At 65.0% G+C, this 23689-nt stretch carries 20 protein-coding genes and 3 pseudogenes; 15 read left to right on the top strand and 8 right to left on the bottom strand.

Annotated elements, in window-relative coordinates; all coding sequences use genetic code 11:
* The first annotated feature begins 121 nt into the window (after nucleotides 1–121).
* The 4 genes from ABIF91_RS03605 to ABIF91_RS03590 are packed head-to-tail and all read left to right on the top strand — an operon-like array spanning nucleotide 122 to nucleotide 6004.
* Entirely contained in the window at nucleotides 122–1885 is a 1764-nt protein-coding gene (locus ABIF91_RS03605) for an ABC transporter ATP-binding protein (protein ID WP_028179373.1), read from the top strand.
* A 59-nt stretch (nucleotides 1886–1944) separates the two neighbouring features.
* Entirely contained in the window at nucleotides 1945–4149 is a 2205-nt protein-coding gene (locus tag ABIF91_RS03600) for an amylo-alpha-1,6-glucosidase (protein ID WP_028179372.1), read from the top strand.
* Between the two features lie 23 nt (nucleotides 4150–4172).
* The gene (locus ABIF91_RS03595; protein WP_028179371.1) at nucleotides 4173–4694 is read left to right on the top strand and encodes a PRC-barrel domain-containing protein; all 522 of its coding nucleotides are present in this window, start codon (nucleotides 4173–4175) and stop codon (nucleotides 4692–4694) included.
* A 23-nt stretch (nucleotides 4695–4717) separates the two neighbouring features.
* Nucleotides 4718–6004 carry an MFS transporter gene (locus ABIF91_RS03590; RefSeq protein WP_035718009.1) on the top strand — a complete coding sequence of 429 codons (1287 nt, stop codon included), beginning with the start codon at nucleotides 4718–4720 and terminating at the stop codon, nucleotides 6002–6004.
* Between the two features lie 66 nt (nucleotides 6005–6070).
* On the opposite strand, the gene ABIF91_RS03585 is transcribed toward ABIF91_RS03590, so the two are convergent.
* From ABIF91_RS03585 to fixL, 4 genes are all read right to left on the bottom strand, one after another.
* On the bottom strand, nucleotides 6071–6769 hold the full coding sequence (locus ABIF91_RS03585) for a helix-turn-helix domain-containing protein (RefSeq protein ID WP_028179369.1): 699 nt from the start codon (nucleotides 6767–6769) through the stop codon (nucleotides 6071–6073).
* Between the two features lie 103 nt (nucleotides 6770–6872).
* Nucleotides 6873–7286: a response regulator transcription factor gene (locus ABIF91_RS03580; RefSeq protein WP_028179368.1), complete on the bottom strand. Its 414-nt coding sequence runs from the start codon at nucleotides 7284–7286 to the stop codon at nucleotides 6873–6875.
* 43 nt (nucleotides 7287–7329) lie between these two features.
* On the bottom strand, nucleotides 7330–7947 hold the full coding sequence (fixJ, locus tag ABIF91_RS03575; protein ID WP_028179367.1) for a response regulator FixJ: 618 nt from the start codon (nucleotides 7945–7947) through the stop codon (nucleotides 7330–7332).
* 3 nt (nucleotides 7948–7950) lie between these two features.
* Nucleotides 7951–9468, bottom strand: coding sequence for a sensor protein FixL (gene fixL / locus ABIF91_RS03570; RefSeq protein WP_028179366.1), 1518 nt, complete (start codon nucleotides 9466–9468; stop codon nucleotides 7951–7953).
* A 217-nt stretch (nucleotides 9469–9685) separates the two neighbouring features.
* Here fixL and ABIF91_RS03565 point away from each other — a divergent pair, with 217 nt between their 5' ends.
* The 10 genes and pseudogenes from ABIF91_RS03565 to ccoS all read left to right on the top strand — a co-directional run bounded on the left by ABIF91_RS03565 (nucleotide 9686) and on the right by ccoS (nucleotide 19157).
* On the top strand, nucleotides 9686–10519 hold the full coding sequence (locus ABIF91_RS03565) for a universal stress protein (RefSeq protein WP_028179365.1): 834 nt from the start codon (nucleotides 9686–9688) through the stop codon (nucleotides 10517–10519).
* A 38-nt stretch (nucleotides 10520–10557) separates the two neighbouring features.
* Complete coding sequence (locus ABIF91_RS03560; protein ID WP_028179364.1) at nucleotides 10558–10983, top strand: CBS domain-containing protein; 426 nt, start codon at nucleotides 10558–10560, stop codon at nucleotides 10981–10983.
* Between the two features lie 261 nt (nucleotides 10984–11244).
* On the top strand, nucleotides 11245–12894 hold the full coding sequence (gene ccoN / locus ABIF91_RS03555) for a cytochrome-c oxidase, cbb3-type subunit I (protein ID WP_284281466.1): 1650 nt from the start codon (nucleotides 11245–11247) through the stop codon (nucleotides 12892–12894).
* Nucleotides 12895–12906: 12 nt separating this feature from the next.
* Nucleotides 12907–13641, top strand: coding sequence for a cytochrome-c oxidase, cbb3-type subunit II (gene ccoO, locus ABIF91_RS03550; protein ID WP_028179362.1), 735 nt, complete (start codon nucleotides 12907–12909; stop codon nucleotides 13639–13641).
* Between the two features lie 13 nt (nucleotides 13642–13654).
* Nucleotides 13655–13819 (top strand): cbb3-type cytochrome oxidase subunit 3, encoded by a 165-nt coding sequence (locus tag ABIF91_RS03545; RefSeq protein WP_028179361.1) that lies wholly within the window; start codon nucleotides 13655–13657, stop codon nucleotides 13817–13819.
* Nucleotides 13820–13825: 6 nt separating this feature from the next.
* Nucleotides 13826–14701: a cytochrome-c oxidase, cbb3-type subunit III gene (ccoP, locus tag ABIF91_RS03540; protein ID WP_035674806.1), complete on the top strand. Its 876-nt coding sequence runs from the start codon at nucleotides 13826–13828 to the stop codon at nucleotides 14699–14701.
* Nucleotides 14702–14819: 118 nt separating this feature from the next.
* Nucleotides 14820–16286, top strand: coding sequence for a cytochrome c oxidase accessory protein CcoG (ccoG, locus tag ABIF91_RS03535; protein ID WP_028179359.1), 1467 nt, complete (start codon nucleotides 14820–14822; stop codon nucleotides 16284–16286).
* Between the two features lie 16 nt (nucleotides 16287–16302).
* The gene (locus ABIF91_RS03530; protein ID WP_028179358.1) at nucleotides 16303–16788 is read left to right on the top strand and encodes a FixH family protein; all 486 of its coding nucleotides are present in this window, start codon (nucleotides 16303–16305) and stop codon (nucleotides 16786–16788) included.
* An 11-nt stretch (nucleotides 16789–16799) separates the two neighbouring features.
* Nucleotides 16800–18990 (top strand): annotated as a pseudogene (locus ABIF91_RS03525) (cation-translocating P-type ATPase).
* Nucleotides 18990–19157: a cbb3-type cytochrome oxidase assembly protein CcoS gene (gene ccoS, locus ABIF91_RS03520; RefSeq protein WP_028179356.1), complete on the top strand. Its 168-nt coding sequence runs from the start codon at nucleotides 18990–18992 to the stop codon at nucleotides 19155–19157. Before ABIF91_RS03525 ends, ccoS begins: the two are co-directional and overlap by 1 nt.
* Here ccoS and ABIF91_RS03515 read toward each other — a convergent pair.
* From ABIF91_RS03515 to ABIF91_RS03500, 4 genes and pseudogenes are all read right to left on the bottom strand, one after another.
* On the bottom strand, nucleotides 19154–20431 hold the full coding sequence (locus ABIF91_RS03515) for an MFS transporter (RefSeq protein ID WP_424578760.1): 1278 nt from the start codon (nucleotides 20429–20431) through the stop codon (nucleotides 19154–19156). The genes ccoS and ABIF91_RS03515 overlap by 4 nt on opposite strands.
* A gap of 100 nt (nucleotides 20432–20531) precedes the next feature.
* A pseudogene (locus ABIF91_RS03510) lies at nucleotides 20532–20702 on the bottom strand (cupin); the annotation flags it as partial.
* 76 nt (nucleotides 20703–20778) lie between these two features.
* A complete protein-coding gene (gene istB / locus ABIF91_RS03505; protein ID WP_038952109.1) occupies nucleotides 20779–21546 on the bottom strand; it encodes an IS21-like element IS1631 family helper ATPase IstB in 768 nt (255 codons plus the stop codon).
* A 4-nt stretch (nucleotides 21547–21550) separates the two neighbouring features.
* A pseudogene (locus ABIF91_RS03500) lies at nucleotides 21551–22381 on the bottom strand (Mu transposase domain-containing protein); the annotation flags it as partial.
* A gap of 60 nt (nucleotides 22382–22441) precedes the next feature.
* On the opposite strand from ABIF91_RS03500, the gene ABIF91_RS03495 reads away from it, so the two are divergent.
* Complete coding sequence (locus ABIF91_RS03495) at nucleotides 22442–23668, top strand: IS256 family transposase (RefSeq protein ID WP_424578759.1); 1227 nt, start codon at nucleotides 22442–22444, stop codon at nucleotides 23666–23668.
* Nucleotides 23669–23689: the final 21 nt, after the last annotated feature.

Raw genomic sequence — 23689 nt, 5'->3', positions numbered from 1 at the left:
ATCTTCGCACATCGCCCGCATCCGCATGTCGTGATGGCGTTGCCCGGGAACCGAGGCGAAGCGGTCGATGTTCACTCGACCAGTAACGAAACGAAAATCAGCATAACGGGGCGATAGCCATATGGATCAGCTTTCTGGATACGCGCGCAGGCCTTTTGCCTTTGTCTTGCGCTATCTCCGGCGTCGTCTCGCTTCGCATTCGGTAATCCTGGCCGCCGTCGTGGCGGCCGTTGCCTGTTCCGTGGGCACTCAGTACGGCGTCAAATCCCTGGTCGACAGCTTGTCCGCCGGCCCGGGGCATGGCGGCAGCGTATGGCTGGCATTCATTCTGCTCATGTCGCTGATCGCAGCCGACAACTTCCTGTGGCGGATCGCGAGCTGGACGGCGAGCTTCACTTTCGTCCGTGTCACGGGTGATTTGCGCCGTGACATATTTCGTCATCTGACCGGGCATGCGCCGAGCTACTTCTCGGACCGGATGCCCGGCATGCTGACGAGCCGCATCACGGCGACGTCGAACGCGGTGTTCACCGTCGAGAACATGTTCGTCTGGAACGTGTTGCCGCCCTGCATTGCCACAATTGCGGCAATTGCCCTGATTGGAACCGTCAGTCCTTACATGGCCCTCGGCCTGGTCGTGATCGCCGGCGGCATGGTGGTTGCGATGTTCCATCTGGCAGCCGCCGGCAAGCCGCTGCATGACGATTTCGCCGACAAGGCCGCGGTGGTCGACGGTGAGATGATCGACGTGATCAGCAACATGCCGCTGGTCCGTGCCTTCTGCGGCATCGGCCACGAGCATGAGCGGTTCGACGCGACGGTGAACCGGGAGCTCGCCGCGCGAAGCCGCAGCCTGCGTTATCTGGAAAAGCTGCGGCTGTTGCATGCCGTTATCACCGTGCTTTTGACGATCGCGCTGATGGCCTGGGCAATCACGCTGTGGCAGAAGGGCCAGGCGACGACCGGCGATGTCGTGCTGGTCTGTACGCTCGGCATCTCCATCCTGAGCGCCACGCGTGATCTTGCGGTGGCCCTGGTCGACGTCACCCAGCACGTCGCACGCCTGACCGAGGCGATCGCCACGCTGCTGGTGCCGCATGAATTGCGCGACCACCCCGAGGCCGAGCCGCTGGTGAAGAGCGGCGCTGCAATCGCATTCAACAACGTCACCTTCGGCTATCCCGGCGGCGAGAAGATCTTCGAGCGGTTCAGCCTGCGCCTCCAGCCGGGCCAGCGCGTCGGCCTCGTCGGGCAGTCCGGCGGCGGCAAGTCGACGCTCTTCACGCTGCTCCAGCGCTTCTACGACGTCGACGAGGGCAGCGTCACCATCGACGGCCAGGACATCTCCAAGGTGACGCAGCTGAGCCTGCGCGAGGCGATTTCCGTCGTGCCCCAGGACATTTCCTTGTTTCATCGCTCCATTCGCGAGAACATCCGCTACGGCCGGCCGAACGCGACCGACGACGAGGTGCTGCGCGCGGCGATCGCTGCGCGCTGCGACTTCGTCGAGAGCCTGCCTGACGGCCTCGACACCATGGTCGGGGACCGCGGTGTCAAGATGTCCGGCGGCCAGCGCCAGCGCATCGCGATCGCGCGCGCCTTCCTGAAGGATGCGCCGATCCTGCTGCTCGACGAGGCGACTGCCGCGCTCGACAGCGAGTCCGAGGAGGCGATCCGCGAGGCGCTGTCGCGCCTGATGCGCGGCCGCACCGTGATCGCGATCGCGCATCGGCTGGCGACGCTGCGCAATTTCGACCGCGTGGTGGTGCTGAGAAATGGTAAGATCATCGAGGACGGCTCGCCCGAGCGTCTGATGCAGGGCCACGGGCCGTATCGTGAGCTGGTCACGCAGGAAATGAGCCGGCTCGCGCAAGCTGCCGCGTAAACCAACAGTCGCGTTTCTCGAGTCGGTTGCGTTTTGAAACAGGCGCAGGGGAGCAGCTCATGTCGGCCGAAGCCGTCACCCAATTCGTCTCCGTGACGCGGACCTCGGAACAGGTCGCGGAACAGCCGTTCTATATCCCGATGACGGGGCCGTCGGCACGGCCACGGCGTTCGCTCAAGCACGACGACACCTTCATCGTGCTCGACAGCCATGGCGACATCGGCGCATCCGCCGGCGGGCCGGACGGCCTGTTCCATCACGATACGCGCTACCTCGCGCGGCTCGAGCTCGTGCTCGACGATCTCCAGCCGCTGCTGCTCGGCTCGAATCTGCGCGACGACAATTCGGCATTGACCGTCGATCTCACCAATCCGGACATCTACCGGCAGGGCAGCCTCGTTCTGCAGAAGGACCTGCTGCACATCGTGCGCACGATCTTCCTGTGGCGTGGCACGGCCTATCAGCGCATCGGCGTGCAGAACCATGGCGACCGGCGCACCAGCGTCGACCTGACGCTGCTGTTCGGCAACGACTTCGCCGATTTGTTCGAGGTCCGCGGCGAGCGGCGGCCGCGCCGCGGCATCGGAACCAGCCGGCTGCTCGGGCCGACCGACGTCATGTTCGAGTATCGCGGCCTCGACGAGGCCGAACGGGCGACCGGACTGCATTTCGACCCGCGTCCGACGCGGCTCTCGGTCAATGCCGCGACCTGGGAGCTCGACCTGGAGCCGCACCAGGCCAAATCGCTGTTCGTGGCCGTGTCCTGCAACCGGCCGATGACGGAAAAGCCGGTGCGGTTCTTCCCGGGGCTGCTGGCGCACCGCCGCGAGATGCGGCAGTTGACCATGGGCGCGGCCAGCATCGAGACCTCCAACAACATCTTCAACGAGGTGCTGTGCCAGGCCATGGCCGACCTCAACATGCTGATGACCGAGACGCCGCAGGGGCGATACCCCTATGCCGGCATCCCCTGGTACTCGACCACGTTCGGTCGCGACGGCCTCATCACGGCGCTCCAGATGCTCTGGGTCGATCCCCGCGTTGCCAAGGGCGTCCTGCGCCGGCTCGCGCATTTCCAGGCCACGGCGATCGATCCGCTCGCGGACGCTGCGCCCGGAAAGATCCTGCACGAGATGCGCGGCGGCGAGATGGCGGCGCTCGGGGAGGTGCCGTTCGCGCATTATTACGGCAGCGTCGATTCGACCGCGCTGTTCGTGCTGCTCGCAGGGAGCTATTTCGAGCGCACCGGCGACGAGGCCACGCTGATCGAGCTGTGGCCGGCGATCGAGGCGGGGCTGGCCTGGATCGACGGCCCTGGTGATCCTGACCAGGACGGGTTCGTCGAATACCAGCGCGCGACCGAGAAGGGGCTGGCGAACCAGGGCTGGAAGGATTCCTACGACGCGATCTTCCATGCCGACGGCCAGCTTGCTGAGGGCAATATCGCGCTCGCGGAAGTCCAGGGCTACGTCTTTGCTGCCAAGCAGCTCGCCGCGCGTTGCGCGCTGCGGCTCGGCAAGCCGGAGCGGGGACGCAAGCTCGAGGCCGACGCCAGGGCGCTCGCCGAGCGCTTCGAGCAGGCGTTCTGGTGCGAGGAGCTCGGCACCTATGCGCTCGCGCTCGACGGCGAGAAACGGCCCTGCAAGGTGCGGACCTCCAACGCCGGGCAGGTCCTGTTCAGCGGCATGATCCGCGAGGATCGCGCCCGCCTCGTCGCCGCCGATCTGATGCAGCCGCATTTCTTCTCCGGCTGGGGCATCCGCACCGTCGCGCAGGGCGAGGTGCGCTACAATCCGATGTCCTATCATGACGGGTCGATCTGGCCGCACGACAATGCGCTGATCGCGCTCGGGCTCGCGCGCTACGGCCTCAAGCATTCGGTGGCGCATGTCTTCAAGGGGCTGTTCGATGCCGCGACCTATATGGATCTGCGCCGGCTGCCCGAATTGTTCTGCGGCTTCCGGCGCGAGAAGCGGCGCGGCCCGACACTCTACCCGGTCGCCTGCGCGCCGCAGGCCTGGGCCAGCGCGACGCCGTTCACGCTGCTGGAGGCGGCGCTCGGCCTCGAGTTCGACGTGACGCGCGGCGAGATTCGCCTGCGCAATCCGCATCTGCCGGCGTTCCTCAACGAGGTGATCCTGCGCGATCTGCGCCTCGGCGAATCCAGCGTCGATCTTCGCGTCAGCCGCCACGGCGACGACGTGGCGCTGGAGGTGCTGCGCACACGCGGCCAGATCCAGGTCTCGATCGTGCTGGCGCGCTAGCGGTGCATCATGAGGAGGGTGTCATGCGTGCGATCGGAGCGTTGATCCTGAGCGTGGCGATCATGGTTGCCCTGACGGTCGCACCGTCGCGCGCCGCGGAGGATCAGCCCGCAGGGCAGAATGAAGCGAATGCGCCGCCGACGGCACCGCCGCCGGTCTCGACCGTTCCGGTGACGCCCAAGGACGCCGCCCCGCCGCCCTCGGTGACCATCATCGGCGCGAGCGAGGCCCACGGGGTGCTCGGCCGCGACGTTCGCAGCGCCGCCGGCGAGGACATGGGCCGCATCGTCGACGTCATCGTCGATCGCACCGGCCATGTGCGGGCCGCGGCGATCGATTTCGGCGGCTTCCTCGGCGTCGGCAGCCGCAAGATCGTGGTGGACTGGAACGCGCTGCGCTTCGGCAAGATCGCCAACAAGAAGGACAGTATCACGCTGGAATTGACCAAGGCGCAGGTCGCGGCCGCGCCGGAATACAAGGAGGACACGCCGATCGTCGTGCTCGGCGCGTCCGGCAGCCTTCAGCCGCTGCAAGCGATCCAGTGAGGTGCCGGGAGGGCTCACCGCCTGTGCTGTTGTCGAGGAAGCCGAACGATGCGGATCGCGGCGGCCGCGCCGAACAGGACGGCGTCGCTGCGCCCTCGGCCGCGGGTATTCCGGCGCCCTCGCGCCAGAGCCTGCGCGGGCTCGACTGGTTCATCTTCTTCCTCGCCGACGTGCAGACCGGCTTCGGTCCCTTCATCGCGGTCTATCTGACGACGCAGAAATGGACCCAGGTCGAGATCGGCCTCGTGCTGTCGATCGGCGGCATCGTCGCATTGATCGGGCAGATGCCGGGCGGCGCGATCATCGATGCCGCGAAGTCGGAGCGTCTGGTCGCCGGCCTCGCGATTGCGACCATCGGCGCCTGCGCGCTTGCCTATGCCGCCATGCCGATCTTCCCCGTTGTGGTCGCCGCCGCCACCTTGCACGCGGCGGCGAGCTGCGTGCTCGGGCCGGCGATCGCCGCGATCAGCCTTGGCCTCGTCGGCCCGCTCGCGATCGGCGAGCGGCTCGGCCGCAACGCGCGGTTCGCCTCGCTGGGCAACGGCGTCGCGGCGGCGGTGATGGGTACCGCGGGCTATCTCCTGTCGAGCCGCTCGGTGTTCCTGGTCACCTTCCTGCTCGCGATCCCGACGCTGATCGCGCTCTCGCGCATCCGCGAGAATGAGGTCGACATCAGGCGCTGTCACGGCGAGATGCCGCCTGAGGCCGCGGACCGCGGCGATACCAACATCTGGCACCTGATCCGGCAGCGTCCGCTCATCGTCTTCGCGCTCAGCGTGCTGTTGTTGCAGCTCGCGAATGCCGCGATGATGCCGCTGATGGCGAGCGCGGTGACGGCGCGGTCGAGCCAATGGGCGACCGTGCTCGTCGCCGCCTGCATCATCGTGCCGCAGGCGATCGTGGCGCTGCTGTCGCCGACGGTCGGGCGCAAGGCACAGCTCTGGGGCCGGCGTCCGCTGCTCCTGATCGGATTCGGCGCGCTGACGATTCGCGGACTGCTGTTTGCGACCGTGCGCGATCCCTACCTGCTGGTGCTGGTGCAGGTGTTCGACGGCTTCACCGCCGCGGTGTTCGCAGTCGTGATTCCGCTGATCGTGGCCGACGTCGCCTTCGGCAGTGGTCATTTCAACTTGGCGCAGGGGATCGTGGGGACTGCGACCGGCATCGGCGCATCGCTGAGCACGGTGCTCGGCGGCTATGTCAGCGACAAGTTCGGCAATGCCACCGCGTTCATCGGGCTGTCCGGCGTCGCCGCGACGGGGCTCCTTCTGATCCTGCTGATGATGCCGGAAACCCGGCGCAAGGCATGATCGCGACAAAAGAAAAGACCGGCCGAATCGGGTTCGGCCGGCCAAGTCACGGGGGGAGAAAACCGATCAGGCGTCGAGATTGTGCAGGCGCTGGCGGTTGCGCAGCACGATCTGGCGGGCGCCGGAGAAACCGAGAATGCCCTGGGCGTGAAGCTGCGACAGTGCGCGCGATACGGTTTCAAGGGTGAGGCCGAGATAATCGCCGATGTCGCGGCGGCACATCGGCAGCGCCATCATGCCGGCAACGGCGAGGCGGCGGTCCATTTCGAGCAGGAACGTCGCAACACGCTCCATCGCGGTCTTGCGGCCCAGCAGCAGCATGTGGTCCTCGGCATGACGAAGCTCACCGGCGGTCATCGCCCAGAGCTTGCGGGCAACCTGCACGTCGGTGCCGGCGGCCTTCTCGAGGCTCGCGCGCTTCACCAGGCGCACGGTGGTATCGATGATGGCTTCCGCGGCGAGGCGGTGAGTGGGACCGGATTCGAGGCCAAACACGTCGCCGGGGAGATGGAAGGCGCCGATCTGGCGACGGCCGTCGGAGAGAAGCTTGTAGCTGCGCACCGCGCCGGTGACCACCTGATAGACGTATTCGGCCGCCTCGTCGTCGCCGTAGATCTCCTCGTCCTTGCCGTAGGAGAACTCGGAGGCGACCAGGCCGACATGGCCCGTGATCGCGCCGAACTGGTCGGTTACGGGATGGGCAGGGGCAATCTTGCCACCGATTTGGGTGTTGATCGCCTGGGTGTTGATTGTCTGGGTCAGCATCTGCGCCATCTCCGTTGTGATGGCGCTTTCCTACGCGGTATCGGAGGCTTCGAAAATTTCGAGCGATATCTTAAGGAGGGTGCCTTACGTAGAATCCCGTAGGTCAGGCGCGGGGGCGGTCCTGGATGGCATGGCGGATGCACTTGACCAGGTTTTCGTCGAGAAGCGGCTTCAAAACCACGTCCTTGATGCCCGCCGTCGCCGCCCGGGCCGAGATGTTCTCGTCGGGATAGCCGGTGATCAGGACCACAGGCGCGTCGCGGTCGGATTTGCGCAAGCGGCCGGTCAGTTCGATTCCGTTGATGTCCGGCATCTTGTAGTCGATGACGTAGCAGTCCGGCCCGGTCGCGCCGCTGACATTGAGTAGCGCCGTGCCGCTCCTGAAGGTCCGCACGGCAAAGCCATCGGTCTCCAGCAGGAACCGCAACGATCCCAGGACGGCGGCATCATCGTCGACCACAAAGACGGTGAGTTGTGGGGACGGCAGCCGCGCACCATGTGAGCTGACCTCGATCATGCTGGCTGGTTAGCACGGCCCCGGGAAGGCGCCTTGACCTGCCTCAATCGTTGAGCATGCCCGCACGCATCGCCAGCCGGACCAGTTCGGAGAGGCTGCTCGCCTGCATCTTGGTCATGACGTTGGCCCGGTAGACCTCGATGGTGCGCGGGCTGATGTCGTATTCGCGGGCGATCAGCTTGTTGGAGAGGCCCGCGATCAGCCCTTCCATGACCTGGCGCTCCCTGGGACTCAAGGACGCGACACGGGCGGCGATGTCCTGCGCGACGGCTTCGTTCTTGGCGGCAGGCTCGGCCTGGCGGATGGCCGAATCGATCATGGCGGTGAGACGGTCGTCATCGAACGGCTTTTCCAGGAAATCGACCGCCCCGAGCTTCATGGCTTCGACCGCGAGCGGCACGTCGCCATGACCGGTCATGATCACGATCGGGAAGGGGCTTTGCTGCGCCTTCATCCGCTTCAGCAGCTCGATCCCGTCGAGGCCGGGCATGCGCACGTCGGAGACGACGCAGCCGAAGGCGAGGCCGGGCAGGGCTTCGAGAAAGGCGAGCGCGTCGTCGAACAGGGTGACGTCGAAGCCGGCGGAATCCAGCAGGAAGTTCAGCGAGTCCCGCATCGCTGCGTCGTCGTCGATGACGTAGACATTTCCCTTGGTCGCCATGATTCAGCTCTCGTCGGTTGCCGGCAATGTGAAGCGGAATGTCGCTCCGCCCGCCGCGTTGCTCTCGGCCCACATGCGGCCGCCGTGAGCCTCGATGATCGAGCGGCTGATCGACAGTCCCACGCCCATGCCGGTGTCTTTGGTGGTGAAGAAGGTCTGGAACAGGTTAGGAATGACGTCGTCGCGGAAGCCCGAGCCGGTGTCGGAAACCTCAACCTCGATCATGTCGTCAGCGACGCGAGTGTTGGCGACGACGAGCTCGCGCCGCGGCGACTGTGCCATTGCTTCCAGCGCATTGCGAAACAGATTGACGAGCACCTGCTGGATCTGCACCCGATCGGCGAGGACGAGATCGGCGTCAGGATCGAGGCTGAAGCGGAGCTGCACGTTCTGCTCGCGCGCGCCGGCGAGCCCGAGTGCGCCGGCTTCCTCGATCAGCTTGGAGAGGCTCTCGACCCGCTTCTCCGACTCGCCGCGGGAGACGAAGTCGCGCAGCCGGCCGATGATCTGGCCGGCACGCAAGGCCTGCTCCGCTGCCCGATCGAGCGCGCTTTCGACCTTCGGCGAGTTGGGATCGCTGCTGCCGGCGAGGAGGCGCCGCGATCCCTTCATGTAGTTGCTGATCGCCGCCAGCGGCTGGTTGAGCTCGTGAGCGAGCGCGGAGGCCATTTCGCCCATTGCGGTCAACCGCGACACATGCACAAGCTCGGCTTGCAGTTCCTGGAGCCGCGCCTGGGTCTGCTGGTGCTCGGTGAGGTCCCGCACGAAGCCGGTGAAATGAGGCTCGCCCGCGCGTTGCGTCTGCCCGACGGAGAGATGCATCGGGAAGGTCGTGCCGTCGCGGCGCTTGCCCGTCACAATCCGGCCGATGCCGATAATGTGCGGATCACTCGTCCTGAGATAGCGCGCAAGATAGCCGTCATGACGCGACTGATCGGGCTCAGGCATGAGAATGCTCACGTTCCGGCCGATGGCTTCCTGCCTGCTGTAGCCGAACAGCCGCTCCGCGGCGCTACTGAAGAGCTGCATGATGCCGCGTGAATCGATGACGATCATGGCGTCGGGCACCGTTTCGAGAATCGAGCGAAGATGATTCTCCTGGGAGCGCAGGGCCTCCTCGAGCTGCTTTTCCTCGTTGATGTCGAGGAATATCCCGCTGAGATGACGTGGCGCGCCCGAATCGTCCCGGATCACGCCGGCCCTGGCCCGGATCCATTGGCCGTTTCCGGACGCGCCGCCGACCTTGAAGGACAGGTCAAGTCCCCCGCCGCCTTCCGAGGTGCGCCCGATCTCCTTCAGGAGGCGGTCCCGATCGCCCGGCTCCAGCAGCGAAAGAAAGAGGTCGTAGCTGACGGCCTGGTCTCGCTCGAGGCCAAACAGCCGCTTGGCCATCTCCGACCATTCAAGCTCTCGGGTCTGCAGATCAAAGTCCCAGGTGCCCACCCCGAATCCCTCGATGCGGCCCCGGAAATGCTCGCCCCGACCGTCGTCTGCCGGATGGGTCACGCGGGTCGGCGCCAAGCTCTGCTCCTGTTCTCAGCGGGCAGGCAGGATGCCTTTACCGCTACGGCAATTTCGCCCAAGGCTCGCCCAGAGGCAAGCGCGGACGTTTGAATTCGCTGGCGGATTTCCCGCTGAACGGCGCGGGAGCCAGAAGCGCTTGTTTTGATCTATCTCAGCCTGTTGCGCGTCAGCAGGATTAGGCTTCGAGAAAATTTGGTGATGCTGGAGATACCCGATGACATATGCGACCGTCATGGTCAGCTTGGCACTCGATCAGCCCAACGAAGCGCGTCTTCAGGTCGCGGGGGAGCTCGCCGAGCGCTTCGAGGCTGCCATCGTCGGGGTCGCCGCAGCGCAGTTCGCACCGCCACTCTATTTCACCGACGGCACCGAGGCGCAGGCGCTGATCGACGAGGGCGAAGCTTCGGTCAAGCGGCGGCTGGCAGACCTGGAAGCACAATTCCGCGCGGCCACGAAGGATCGCGGCGGGCATGTGGAGTGGCGCAGCGCCATGGATTTTCCGGCGCGATTCGTCCTGGCGCAGGCGCGTTGCGCCGACATCGTCGTCAGCGGAGGGCGGACCCCGGCCTTCTCCGATGCTTTCTCGCTCGCGAGCCCCAAGGACCTGGTGCTGCAGGCCGGCCGTCCGCTTCTCGTCGTCCCCGATCGGGTCAACTGGCTCGACCTGCGCAACGTGCTGGTGGCGTGGAAGGACACGCCGGAGGCGCGGCGGGCGGTGGCCGACGCGCTGCCGATGCTGCGCAAGGCGAGGGAGGTCACCATCGTTGAAATTCCAGAGAGGGACGACGACCGCTCGGCCGTGACGGCCGGCGTCATCGACGTAGCCGCCTGGCTCGGCCGTCACGGCGTCACCGCGACCGCACGCGTCTCGGAGGCCGCAAGAGATGAAAGCCCCGCGGCGCATCTGGAGAAGGTCGCCGGCGACGTCGGTGCCGGCCTGATCGTCGCGGGCGCCTATGGTCATTCGAGATTTCGTGAGCTGATCCTCGGGGGCGTCACCCAGCATCTGGTCACGCAAACCGCCCGCAGCGTGCTGCTGTCGCACTGACCGCCGGCCGGTCAGTATCGAATCGAGGAGGACGCGTCATGTACAAATTTCTTGAACAGACTGTCGACGGCTACATGACGCGCAACGTCAAAACGGTGCAGCGCGGCCTCGACCTGTTCCAGCTCAGCGAGATGTTCGAGACCGACGATTTCAACTCCTATCCGGTCGAAGACGACGGGCAGGTGGTCGGCATCGTCACCAAGTTCGACATCCTGAAGTGCTTCGCCTTCACGCCGACCCAGATGTTGCCGCGCTATGATGACCTGATGAGACGCAAGATCGGCGACGTCATGACTCCCGAGTTCATTTATGTCAGCCCCGACACGCGGCTGACACGCGTGCTCCAGATCATGGTCGAGCACCGCATCAGGAGCATCATCGTGCTCGACGGTGCACAGAAGCTGGTCGGCATCATCGCCCGTGAGGACGTCATCGCGGCGCTCAAGGCGACGGCGCGGGACTGAGCAGGAGCTCCGTGATTTTACGGAGATGTTTCTCTTCTTCCCTTCGTTCCCCTTGTGGAAGAATGCGGCCCTCGGCCGCCGTTCTTGAAAACGCCGAAGTTTGCCGCGCCTTGCTCGCTGTCCTCTCCCATGGGGGAGAGGACACTTCAACTGGCTGCGCATCGGCTCACATTAACAGAAATCCATCCAGCTTGATTTCAATCAATTCCCCGCGAGGGTGAATGTGATTTCTGGCAGCGAGTTCTTTCAGAGAGAATCCGCATGAGCCAGCCCTCCATCTCCAAATCCATGACCATCGGTGAAAGCGGCTTGGCTGTCGTGTTCGCAGTCACCGCTTTTCTTTGCGTGATCGCCTCGGCCAAGGCGCTCGACGCGCCCTTCGCCTTTCACGCCGCGCTCAGCGCGGCGGCGAGCCTGGCTGCGGTGTTCTTCATCGTCAACCGCTACTTCGAACGTCCGGCGGCGTTGCCGCCCCAGGAAATCAACGGTCGCCCGAACTACAACATGGGGCCGATCAAGTTCTCCGCCTTCATGGCGATGTTCTGGGGCATTGCCGGATTCCTCGTCGGCCTCATCATCGCCTCGCAACTGGCCTGGCCCGCACTGAACTTCGATCTGCCCTGGATCAGCTTCGGCCGCCTGCGGCCGCTGCACACCTCCGCCGTGATCTTCGCCTTCGGCGGCAACGTGTTGGTCGCGACCTCCTTCTACGTGGTGCAGAAGTCCTGCCGTGCACGCCTTGCCGGCGACCTCGCGCCGTGGTTCGTCGTGCTGGGCTACAACTTCTTCATTCTGATCGCCGGCACGGGCTATCTGCTCGGCGTCACCCAGTCGAAGGAATATGCCGAGCCGGAATGGTACGCCGATTTGTGGCTGACCATCGTCTGGGTCGTCTATCTGCTGGTCTTCCTTGCCACCATCTTCAAGCGCAAGGAGCCGCACATCTTCGTTGCGAACTGGTTCTATCTCGCCTTCATCGTGACGATCGCGGTCCTGCATCTCGGCAACAACCCGGCGCTCCCGGTCTCGGTGTTCGGCTCGAAGTCGTACGTCGCCTGGGGCGGCATCCAGGACGCCATGTTCCAGTGGTGGTACGGCCACAACGCGGTCGGCTTCTTCCTGACCGCCGGCTTCCTCGCCATCATGTACTACTTCATCCCGAAGCGGGCCGAGCGGCCGATCTATTCCTACCGGCTCTCGATCATCCACTTCTGGGCGCTGATCTTCCTCTACATCTGGGCCGGCCCGCACCATCTGCACTACACGGCGCTGCCGGACTGGACGCAGACGCTGGGCATGACCTTCTCGATCATGCTGTGGATGCCCTCCTGGGGCGGCATGATCAACGGCCTGATGACGCTGTCGGGCGCCTGGGACAAGCTGCGCACCGATCCCGTGCTGCGCATGCTCGTGGTCTCCGTCGCCTTCTACGGCATGTCGACCTTCGAAGGCCCGATGATGTCGATCAAGGTGGTCAACTCGCTCAGCCACTACACCGACTGGACCATCGGTCACGTGCACTCCGGCGCGCTCGGCTGGGTCGGCTTCGTCTCCTTCGGCGCGCTCTACTGCCTGGTGCCGTGGGCCTGGAATCGCAAGGGCCTCTACAGCCTGAAGCTCGTCAACTGGCACTTCTGGATCGCGACCCTCGGCATCGTTCTCTACATCTCGGCGATGTGGGTGTCCGGCATCCTCCAGGGCCTGATGTGGCGCGCCTACACCTCGCTCGGCTTCCTCGAATATTCCTTCATCGAGACCGTCGAGGCGATGCATCCCTTCTACATCATCCGCGCCGCCGGTGGCGGGCTGTTCCTAATCGGCGCGCTGATCATGGCCTACAATCTCTGGATGACGGTTCGCGTCGGCGAACAGGAAGCCCAGATGCCCGTCGCTCTTCAGCCGGCGGAATGAGGAGCTAAAGAAATGTCGTTCTGGACACGCCACCAAATCTTCGAAAAGAACTCGATCATCCTGGTCGTCGGCATCCTGCTGGTGATCGCGATCGGCGGACTCGTCGAGATCACGCCGCTGTTCTACCTCAAGAGCACGATCGAGAAGGTCGACGGGGTCAGGCCCTACACGCCGCTGGAGCTCGCCGGACGCAACGTCTATGTCCGCGAGGGCTGCTATCTCTGCCATTCGCAGATGGTCCGGCCGCTGCGCGACGAGGTCGAGCGCTACGGCCACTTCTCGCTCGCCGCCGAGAGCATGTTCGACCATCCGTTCCAGTGGGGCTCCAAGCGCACCGGTCCGGACCTTGCCCGCGTCGGCGCCAAATATTCCGACGACTGGCACGTGACCCATCTGACCAACCCGCGCGCGATCGTGCCGCAGTCGGTGATGCCGGGCTATCCGTTCCTCAGCAGGGCCGAGGTCGACCCGGATGCGATCGCCGGCGACATGCGCACGCTCAGGACCGTCGGCGTACCCTACAGCGACGAGCAGATTGCCAATGCCGCCGCCGACCTGAAGGCTCAGGCCGATCCGGACAACGCCGGCACCGATGCCTTCGGCAAGCGCTACGCCAAGGCCGTCGTGCGCAATTTCGACGGCAAGACCGGCACGCCGACGGAGATGGACGCGCTGATCGCGTACCTGCAGATGCTCGGCACGCTGGTCGACTTCAAGATCTACAACGAGAAAGCCAATCTTCGCTGAGAAGGCATGAACGATGAAAGCCATCCTGACCGTCCATAATCTTGCGTCCGATCTCGTGACGACGATCTGGACACCGGTGTTCGTCGCGATCTTTCTCGCGATCGTCGCCTACGCATTCTGGCCCCGTAACAAGGCTGTGTTCGACAAAGCGGCGCACCTGCCGTTGCGGGAGGAGTAGAGAACCATGACCGATCATTCTAGCGACATCGATTCCGTCTCCGGCAAGTCCACGACCGGACACGAGTGGGACGGCATCAAGGAGCTCAACACACCGCTGCCGCGCTGGTGGGTGATCACCTTCTACCTCACCATCGTCTGGGCGATCGGCTACTGGATCGTCTATCCGGCTTGGCCGCTGATCTCCAGCAACACGACCGGCGTGTTCGGCTACTCCTCGCGCGCGGACGTCGCGGTCGAGCTCGCCAACCTCGAGAAGATCCGCGGTGACAAGATGGTGGCACTGGGCGCGGCCTCGCTCGCCGACATCGAGAAGGACCCGGCGCTGCTGGCGCTCGCCCGCGCCAAGGGCAAGACCGTGTTCGGCGACAATTGCGCGCCGTGCCACGGCTCCGGCGCCGCCGGCGCCAAGGGCTATCCCAACCTGAACGACGACGACTGGCTGTGGGGCGGCACGCTCGACCAGATCATGCAGACCATCCAGTTCGGCGCGCGGTCCGGCCATGCCAAGACGCATGAGGGCCAGATGCTCGCCTTCGGCAAGGACGGTGTGCTGAAGGGCGACGAGATCGTCACGGTCGCCAACTACGTGCGGTCGCTGTCGGGCCTTTCCACCCGCAACGGCTACGACGCCGCCAAGGGGCAGAAGATCTTTGCGGAGAATTGCGCCGCCTGTCACGGCGATGCCGGCAAGGGCAACCAGGAGCTCGGCGCACCGAACCTGACCGACAAGATCTGGCTCTACGGCTCCGACGAGGCGAGCCTGATCGAGACCATCGGCCAGGGCCGCGCCGGCGTGATGCCGGCCTGGGAAGGCCGGCTCGATCCCGCCACCATCAAGGCGATGGCGGTCTATGTCCACTCGCTCGGCGGCGGCAAATAGCCGATCCGCGACCGACGACTTCCGGCGGGGGCGAAGAAAAGCGCCCCCGTTTGCGTTGGATCAAGGGGCTTGCCGGCGCCGGGTCTAGGTTTAATCGCACCTCTTGAAAGATTCAGCGATGAACAAGGCCGTCAATCCGAACGAACTGAAGCCAGCGGACGACAGCGGGCCACTCTATGCGGCCCGCAAGAAGGTCTACCCGCAGAGCGTCTCGGGCACGTTTCGGCGGATCAAATGGACCCTGATGGCGATCTGCCTCGGCGTCTATTATTTCCTGCCGTTCGTACGCTGGAATCGCGGCCTCGGCGCCCCCAGCCAGGCGGTGCTGATCGATCTTCCCAACAGCCGCTTCTATTTCTTCTTCATCGAGCTGTGGCCGCAGGAGGTCTACTACTTCACCGGCCTGTTGATCGTGGCCGCGGTGGCGCTGTTCCTGATGAACTCGGTCGGCGGCCGCATCTGGTGCGGCTATCTCTGTCCGCAGACGGTGTGGACCGACCTGTTCTATGCCGTCGAACGTCTGGTCGAGGGCGACCGGCGCGAGCGGATGAAGAAGGACAAGTCGTCCGATCCGCTGAAGCTCGAGCGCATCTCCGAGATCGTGCTCAAGCATTCGATCTGGCTCATGATCGCCTGGTGGACCGGCGGCGCCTGGGTGCTCTATTTCAACGATGCGCCGACCCTGGTGAAGGAGCTCGTCACCTTCCAGGCGCCGATGATCGCCTATATCTGGATCGGCATTCTCACCGCGACGACCTACGTCCTCGCCGGCTTCATGCGCGAGCAGGTCTGCACCTATATGTGCCCGTGGCCGCGCATTCAGGCCGCGCTCACGGATGAATGGGCGCTCAACGTCACCTATCGCTACGACCGCGGCGAGAAGCGCACCTCCGTCAAGAAGGCCGCCGAGCTGCGTGCGCTCGGCCAGCAGGTCGGCGACTGCGTCGACTGCTATCAGTGCGTCGCGGTCTGCCCGACCGGCATCGACATCCGCAACGGACCGCAGCTCGAATGTATCCAGTGCGGGCTCTGCATCGACGCCTGCGACAACGTGATGGCGAAGATCGGCCGGCCGAAGCGCCTGATCGGCTACGACAACGACATCAACATCCACCGCCGCCAGGAAGGCAAGGCGCCGATCTACCGCATCGTCCGCGCTCGCACCGTCGCCTACAGCGCGATCATCGCGGCGGTCGGCGGCATCATGATCTACACGCTCGCGACCCGCAGCCTGCTCGACGTCAATGTGCTGCACGACCGCAATCCGGTCGCGGTCAAGCTCAGCGACGGCTCGATCCGCAACGCCTACACGGTGCGGCTGCTCAACAAGAGCGGCTATGACCGCGTCATCGCGATCGACGCTGACGGGCCGGTCAATTCGACCGTTCACGTCGTCGGCGTCGATTCGGTGACCCCGGATCGGCCGATGATCGTGATCCCGCGCGACTCGACGAGCGAGCTCCGCCTTCTCGTCACCGCGCCGGCCGACAACAACCCGGAGAAGTCGATTCCGGTCCGCTTCCACGTCACGGACATCGGGCTCGGCGTCGTCGCGTCCGCCACCGATAATTTCGTCGCGCCTTGAGGATCAGGAGACTGCCATGGCTACCAAGCCTCTGACCGGAACCAAGGTCTTGCTGATGCTGGTCGCTTTCTTCGGCGTCGTGATCGGAGTCAACGGGACCATGATGAAGCTCGCGATCGCGACGCTGCCCGGCACCGACGTCGACAGCCCCTACGCCGCGGGTCTCGTCTATGACCGCGAGATCTCTGCGGCGCAGGACCAGGCCGCGCGCAAATGGAAGGTCAACGCCCATATCGAGCGCCGCAGCGACGGCGGCGCCTCGGTCCAGGTCGAAGCCCGCGATGCCGGCGGCCAGCCGATCTCCGGGCTCAAGTTCGGCGGCCGGCTGGAACGGCCGACCGACAAGCGTGCCGATCTCGCCGTCGAGCTCACCGAATCCGGCATCGGTCTCTATCGCGGCAGTGCCGCGTCCGTCGCGCCGGGCCAATGGGACCTGGTGATCGAGGGCGAGGCGCGGGGAACACGCGTGTTCCTGTCGCGCAACCGCGTGATCCTGAACTGAAGGACTTCGTCATGCACGTCACGCGGGATTTCTCGCACTACGTCCGAAGCGCGGGTGAAGGCATCCAGCACATCGATCTCGCGGTCGAAGGCGTTCACTGCGCCGGGTGCATGGCCAAGATCGAACGCGGCCTGTCCGCCATCCCCGACGTCACGCTGGCGCGCGTGAACCTCACCGACCGCCGCGTCGCGCTGGAATGGAAGGCGGGCACGCTCGATCCCGGCCGTTTCATCGATCGCCTCGAGGAGCTCGGCTACAAGGCCTATCCGTTCGAGACCGAAAGCGCGGAGGAGGCCGAGGTCGCCGAATCGCGTTTCCTGCTGCGGTGCCTCGGCGTCGCGGCATTCGCCACCATGAACGTGATGATGCTGTCGATCCCGGTGTGGTCGGGCAACGTCTCGGACATGCTGCCCGAGCAGCGCGACTTCTTCCACTGGCTGTCGGCGCTGATCGCGCTGCCGGCGGCGGCCTATGCCGGCCAGCCGTTCTTCCGCTCCGCCTGGCGCGCGCTGTCCGCCAAGACCACCAACATGGACGTGCCGATCTCCATCGGCGTGATCCTGGCGCTCGGCATGTCCGTGGTCGAGACCATCAATCACGCCGAGCACGCCTATTTCGACGCCGCGATCATGCTGCTGACCTTCCTGCTGGTCGGCCGCTTCCTCGACCAGAACATGCGGCGGCGGACCCGCGCGGTCGCCGGCAATCTCGCGGCGCTGAAAGCGAAGACGGCTGCGAAGTTCGTGGGTCCCGGCGAGATCTCGCAAGTGCCGGTGGCGGCGATCCATCCCGGCGACATCGTGCTGCTGCGGCCGGGTGAGCGCTGCGCGGTCGACGGCACCGTGATCGAGGGACGTTCCGAGATCGACCAGAGCCTGATCACCGGCGAGACGCTCTATGTCACGGCGGAGCAGGGCACGCCGGTCTATGCGGGATCGATGAACATCTCGGGCACGCTGCGGGTGCGGGTCTCGGCCGCCTCGGAGGCGACGCTGCTCGCCGAGATCACGCGGCTGTTGGACAACGCGCTGCAGGCGCGCTCGCGCTACATGCGGCTCGCCGACCGCGCCTCGCGGCTGTACGCGCCGGTGGTGCATGCGACGGCGCTTCTGACCATCCTCGGCTGGGTCATCGCCGGCGCGAGCTGGCATGATGCGATCGTCACCGGTGTTGCCGTCCTCATCATTACCTGCCCCTGTGCGCTGGGCCTTGCCATTCCGACCGTGCAGACGATCGCCTCCGGCGCGATGTTCAAGTCCGGGGTGCTGCTGAATTCCGGCGACGCGATCGAGCGGCTCGCAGAAGCCGACCACGTCATCTTCGACAAGACCGGCACGCTGACGCTGCCCGATCTCGAAGTGATGAATGCGGCCGAGATCCCCGCCGATATCTTCGAGCTCGCCGGCCGGCTCGCACTGTCGAACCACCATCCGGTCGCTGCCGCCGTCGCTCAGGCTGCCGATGCGAAGTCTCCGATCGTCGGCGCGGTCGAGGAGCCCGGGCAGGGCGTCCGCGCGACCGTGGACGGCGTCGAGCTTCGCCTCGGCCGTCCGTCCTTCTGCGGTGCCGAGGCGCTGGTCGGCGGCGCCACGCTCGATCCCGAAGCCTCCATCGTCGCCTTCAGCAAGGGCAGCGACAAGTTCGTCCTCTCGGTACGCCAGGGCCTGCGTCCGGATGCGCAGGCCGTGGTCGCGGCCCTGAAGGCGCGCAACATCGGCATCGAGATCCTGTCCGGCGACCGCGAGCCGGCGGTGAAGGCGGCGGCGCATGCGCTCGCCATTCCCGAGTGGCGCGCCGGGCGTCACGCCGGCCGACAAGATCGCGCGGATCGAGGAGCTGAAGCAGCGCGGCGCCAAGGTGCTGATGGTCGGTGACGGCATGAACGATGCGCCGTCATTGGCGGCTGCCCATGTGTCGATGTCGCCGATCTCGGCCGCGCATCTCAGCCAGGCCACCGCCGATCTCGTCTTCCTCGGCCGGCCGCTCGCCCCCGTGGTTGCCGCGATCGATGCTTCGCGCAAGGCGCTGCACCTGATGCGGCAGAACCTCTGGCTTGCGATCGGCTACAACGTGCTTGCCGTTCCGGTCGCGATCAGCGGCATCGTGACGCCCCTGATCGCGGCAGCGGCCATGAGCGGATCCTCGATCCTGGTCATGCTGAATTCGCTGCGTGCCCGCAGCACCTCGCGGGAGATCGTGTGATGGAGATCCTGGTCATCCTGGTGCCGCTGGCTTTGATGCTCGGAGGTGCCGGTCTCGTCGCCTTCCTCTGGTCGCTGCGCAGCGGCCAGTACGACGATCTCGACGGTGCCGCCTGGCGCGCCATCGCCGACGACGACCCGCCGCAGGAGGCCCCAGTCGAGCGTTAAAGTACGATCCGGAAAAGTGCGCAGCGGTTTTCCGAAAAGATTATGCTTAAACAAAAACCTAAAGCGCGATGATGATTCATCCCAATCGCATCGCGCTTCAGGGCGAAGGTGAGCAAGGCCGCCAGCGCGAGCGCCACGCCCACACCGGCGACGCAGGCCTGCCAGCCGAAAGCATCGAACAGCCGGCCGAGCACGGCCGTGCCGACGAGCCCGCCGCAGAAATAACACGCAAGATAAGTCCCGCTGGCGATGCCGCGGTTGTCGGTTGCGGCCTGTCCGACGAAGCCCGTCGCGGCCGCCTGCGCGAAGAATGTGCCGATGCCGACCAGAACCATGCCGGCGAGCACTGCGCCCAGATGCGGCGCCAGCATCAAGGGCAGGCCCAGCCCGGCGACAGCGAGCGCGCTCCAGATGGTGGGCCTCGTTCCCAGCCGCGCGGCCGCCTTTCCGGCCAGCAGCGTCGTGACGACGGATGGCAGGAAAACCAAATAGACGAGGCCCAAATCCATCATGCCGAGCGACAGCGGCGGCCGGACCAGAACGAAATTGACGAAGGTGAAGGTGCCGATGAAGGCGAACAGGATACAGAAGCCGATGCCGAAAGCGGCGCGCAGCCGCCGATCGCGCCAATGCGCGATGGTGGCGGAGAAGGGCGAAGCCGCCGGCATCATCGCATGCATCGGCCGCACGCGCTGGATGGTGAAATAGACCAGCAACGCGCCGGCAAGATTGAGCCCCGCGAAGAAATAGAAGTTCCAGGCAAGGCCGAGGCCATCGGCTACCGCCGCCGAGACCACCCGGCCGACGAGATTGCTGGCGACATTGCCCGTGATGTAGGCGGCAAACGCGCTGCCGGCATCCGTGGAGCTGCATTGCTCGCCGAGATGAGCGAGGGTGAGTGCGAAAGCGGACGCCATGCACAGGCCCTGCGCGACCCGCAAGGCGGCCGGCGCGGACGCCAGCAGGCCGGTGGGAATTGCAAGAAGCGTCAGGCTGAGCAGGATGCCGGTCCGCCGGTCGATATGCGGGCTGAAGAAGCCGACGACGAGGCCGGCGACCGCCATGCCGAAGGTGCTGGCATTGACGGCAAAGCCCATCGCTGCAGGGGTGACGCCGTAGTGCCGCGTCAACGAGGGCAGGATCGCCTGCGTCGCGAAGAGATCGACGACGGTCAGGAAGGCGGTGAGGCCGATCACGAGCGAGCGAAGCGCGAGACCAGGGGAATGCGCCTCCATCGTCATTGCGCGGGGTTTGATGGCCGAAAGATCGGTCATGGCCTGATTTTCCTGTGAGGGATGTGGCGCCCGGCATGCGGGCAGCGTGGGCGATCCCGGGCGCCACACCCGGTGACGAGTGCTGGGGCTGGGGCGCTCGTCACATGTGATGGTCGTTGGGATCCTTGCGGACGTCGCCGACGTAGAGGATGACAGTGTCCTTGCCGAGATTCTTCCACCAATGCGAGGTGCCGTAGACTTCGGGGCGGATGTCGCCGGCCTTGTGCACGATCGGATCGACGCAGTTGGAAGCGTATTCGACGATCTCGCCCCCCCGCGGGTCACTTCAAATTCCTCCGGGTGTGGTCAGTCAAATTCCTCCACCCGCGAGGCAGGACAAGGGACTGTTAGTTTGAGTTTGTTTCCCGGGCAAGAGCTTCAGCGGCTTCTTTGAGCCGATAGCTGCGTCCGTCGAACTCAAGCAGATGGCAATGATGCATAAGGCGATCGAGGATCGTCGTGCTCATAGTGTTGTCCCCAAGGTATGCCCCCCAATCCTGCACGACGCGATTGGAGGTGACGATGACGCTGCGGCGCAGTTTGTAACGCTGATGGATCAGGGTCTGCAGCAAAGTGCCGGCGTCGTCGGGGATGGCGCGTGCGAGGAATAGATCGTCCAGCACGAGGAGATCGCAGTCGATGATGGTTCGCAGCCGGACCTCGCGTTGTGCCGGAGAGTTCAGGGCGTAGCGGTGGAAGAAGTCGTCGGTCTCAAGATACTGGACCTTGTGGCTTTGCAGGATCGCCTGATAGGCAATCGCCTTGGCGATGTGCGACTTCCCGGTGCCAGGTTTGCCAACAAGCAGAGCGTTCTCGCCAGCGGCAATGAACGCCAGGGTGTGGAGCTGGAAGCAGGTCTGACGTGGCAGTTTGGGATTGAAGGACCAGTCGAACTCGGCGAGCGTCAGCTTTTCGTCGAGCCCGGATTGCTGGTATCGCCGCTCGATAAGACGGGACTGACGACGGTCCAGTTCATCCTGCAGGATAAGGGAGAAGGTCTCGAGGAAGGGCTGGTTGGCGCCCTGCGCCTGGAGCACGCGCGTCTGCAGCGTGTCGCGGACACCCGACAGGCGCAGCTGTCGTAGGCAACGCTCAATTTCCGGCATGGTCATCATGTGGCTAGGTCTCCAGTTTAAGGTGAGAAGGTGCAGCGGGAGCGCTCGTGGCGCCGGAGTTGGCCGGGGTTGCGCAGGGGACACGAGCGCGGATTGCCGTGGCGTGATCGTCGTGAGCCTCGGCCTGCCGACCATTGTCGTCGGCGTCGCGCCGCACAGCGCGGCTGAAGAGGTCGCCGTATTCCGCGGGGGTACGGATCAGCGGATGATCCTGGGTGAGCGGCGATGCCGGCTGTGGCGTCACTCCAACCTGCTCGATCGCCTGTTCGAACAACCGCTCGACGGTCGCACGCACGTGCTTGTAGCGGTAGATGCGGTTGTCGATGGCGTGCGCGCAGGCCTGCTCGACCAGCCGCGCCGGATACTTCCGGCCCAGCCCGACAATGCCCCACATCGCGCGCTGTCCGGGGCGCCCTTCGGTGTCGAACACCTGCTGGCACAAGGCCCTGGTCTGCGGTCCGATGCGCTCGGCGCTCGCCAGCAGCACGGCGGTTTGCCGCGACGGGTTGAACGGCCGTTCGCTGGTCGGCAGGACGACAGAACCGGGGTGCGCCATCCGGGAATGAACACGCAGCAGCGCACGGGTGTGGCGATCACGGATCTCGATCGTGGTGGTGTAGATGCGCACGACGACCTGGCTGCCGATCGGCGCGGGCCGCGCGGCGTAATAGCTGTTGTCGACGCGTACGGTGGTGTCGTCGCAGACAGTCCGGACGACTTCGGTGAAGATGCGGAAGGGAGCGACAGGCAGCGGCCGCAGGTGCGGCTTCTCTTCCTGGAACATCGCCTCGACCTGACGGCGCGTGCTGCCGTGGATGCGTTTGGAAGCCCAGGAGGGTGTCAGTAACTCGGTGTAAGATGGTTTCTGTGAGTTTACCTTTGACAGGAGACTCACATGGCTACGGATTTTTCACCTGAGATTTTGGACCAGCTTCTTGCCGGGGGCAGCCTCAAGCCAGAAGACTTAGCCGGCGAAGACGGGCTTTTCAGACGACTGAAGAAGGCGCTTCTGGAGCGCGCACTGGGTGCGGAGCTGACCCACCACCTTGGCTATGAGAAGGGCGACCCGGCGGGCCGCGGGTCGGGCAACAGCCGCAACGGCACAAGCAGCAAAGCGCTGTTGACGGACGACGGCGAGATCGAGATCGAGGTGCCGCGCGACCGCGCCGGCACGTTCGAACCGGTGATCGTCGCGAAGGGCCAGACCCGCTTCGACGGCTTCGACGAGAAGATCATCAGTCTCTACGGGCGGGGCATGACGGTACGGGAGATCCAGGGCCATCTGGCCGAGCTCTACGGCACCGAGGTGTCCCCCGATCTGATCAGCAAGGTCACCGACGCGATTCTCGACGAGGTCCGCGAATGGCAGAGCCGGCCGCTGGAAGCGATCTATCCGGTGGTCTTCTTCGACGCGCTCAGGGTCAAGATTCGCGATGAGGGGATGGTCAAGAACAAGGCAGTCTACGTCGTGCTGGGCATCACTGCATCGGGCGAGAAAGACGTGCTCGGGCTTTGGATCGAGCAAACCGAAGGCGCCAAATTCTGGCTCAAGGTCATGAACGATCTGAGGAACCGCGGCGTCGCCGACATCCTGATCGCCGTCGTCGACGGTCTGAAGGGCTTTCCCGAGGCGATCAACAGCGTCTTTCCCAAGGCGATGGTCCAGACCTGCATCGTGCATTTGATCCGCAACAGCCTATCCTTCGTGTCCTGGAAGGATCGCAAGGCGATCCTTCCCTCGATCAAGGCGATCTATCATGCCGAGAATGCCGACGCCGCTCTGCTCAGGCTCGAGGACTTCGAAGCCGAGTGGGGCAAGCGCTATCCCGCGATCGGGGCGGCCTGGCGCCGGGCGTGGGAGCACGTCATTCCGTTCTTCGCCTTCGCGCCGGAGATACGCAAAATGATCTATACCACCAACACGGTCGAGGCGCTGAACCGTTCGCTGCGCAAGATCATCAAAACACGCGGCAGCTTCCCCAACGACGAGGCGGCGATGAAGCTGCTTTACCTCGCCATCAGAAATGCCGGCATCCATTGGCGACGACCGGTTGCATGGACGGCCGCAATGGGCCAGTTTGCCATCCAGTTCGGCGAGCGCTTTGCAGGCTCAGCGGACTGACCCTATGGGGTCAGTCCGCTG

This window comes from Bradyrhizobium sp. USDA 241 (assembly GCF_049739505.1).
In the GTDB taxonomy this organism is placed as follows: Bacteria; Pseudomonadota; Alphaproteobacteria; order Rhizobiales; family Xanthobacteraceae; genus Bradyrhizobium; species Bradyrhizobium liaoningense.
Note: the sequence above shows the minus strand (reverse complement) of the source record. Positions and strands in the feature narration are given on the sequence as shown.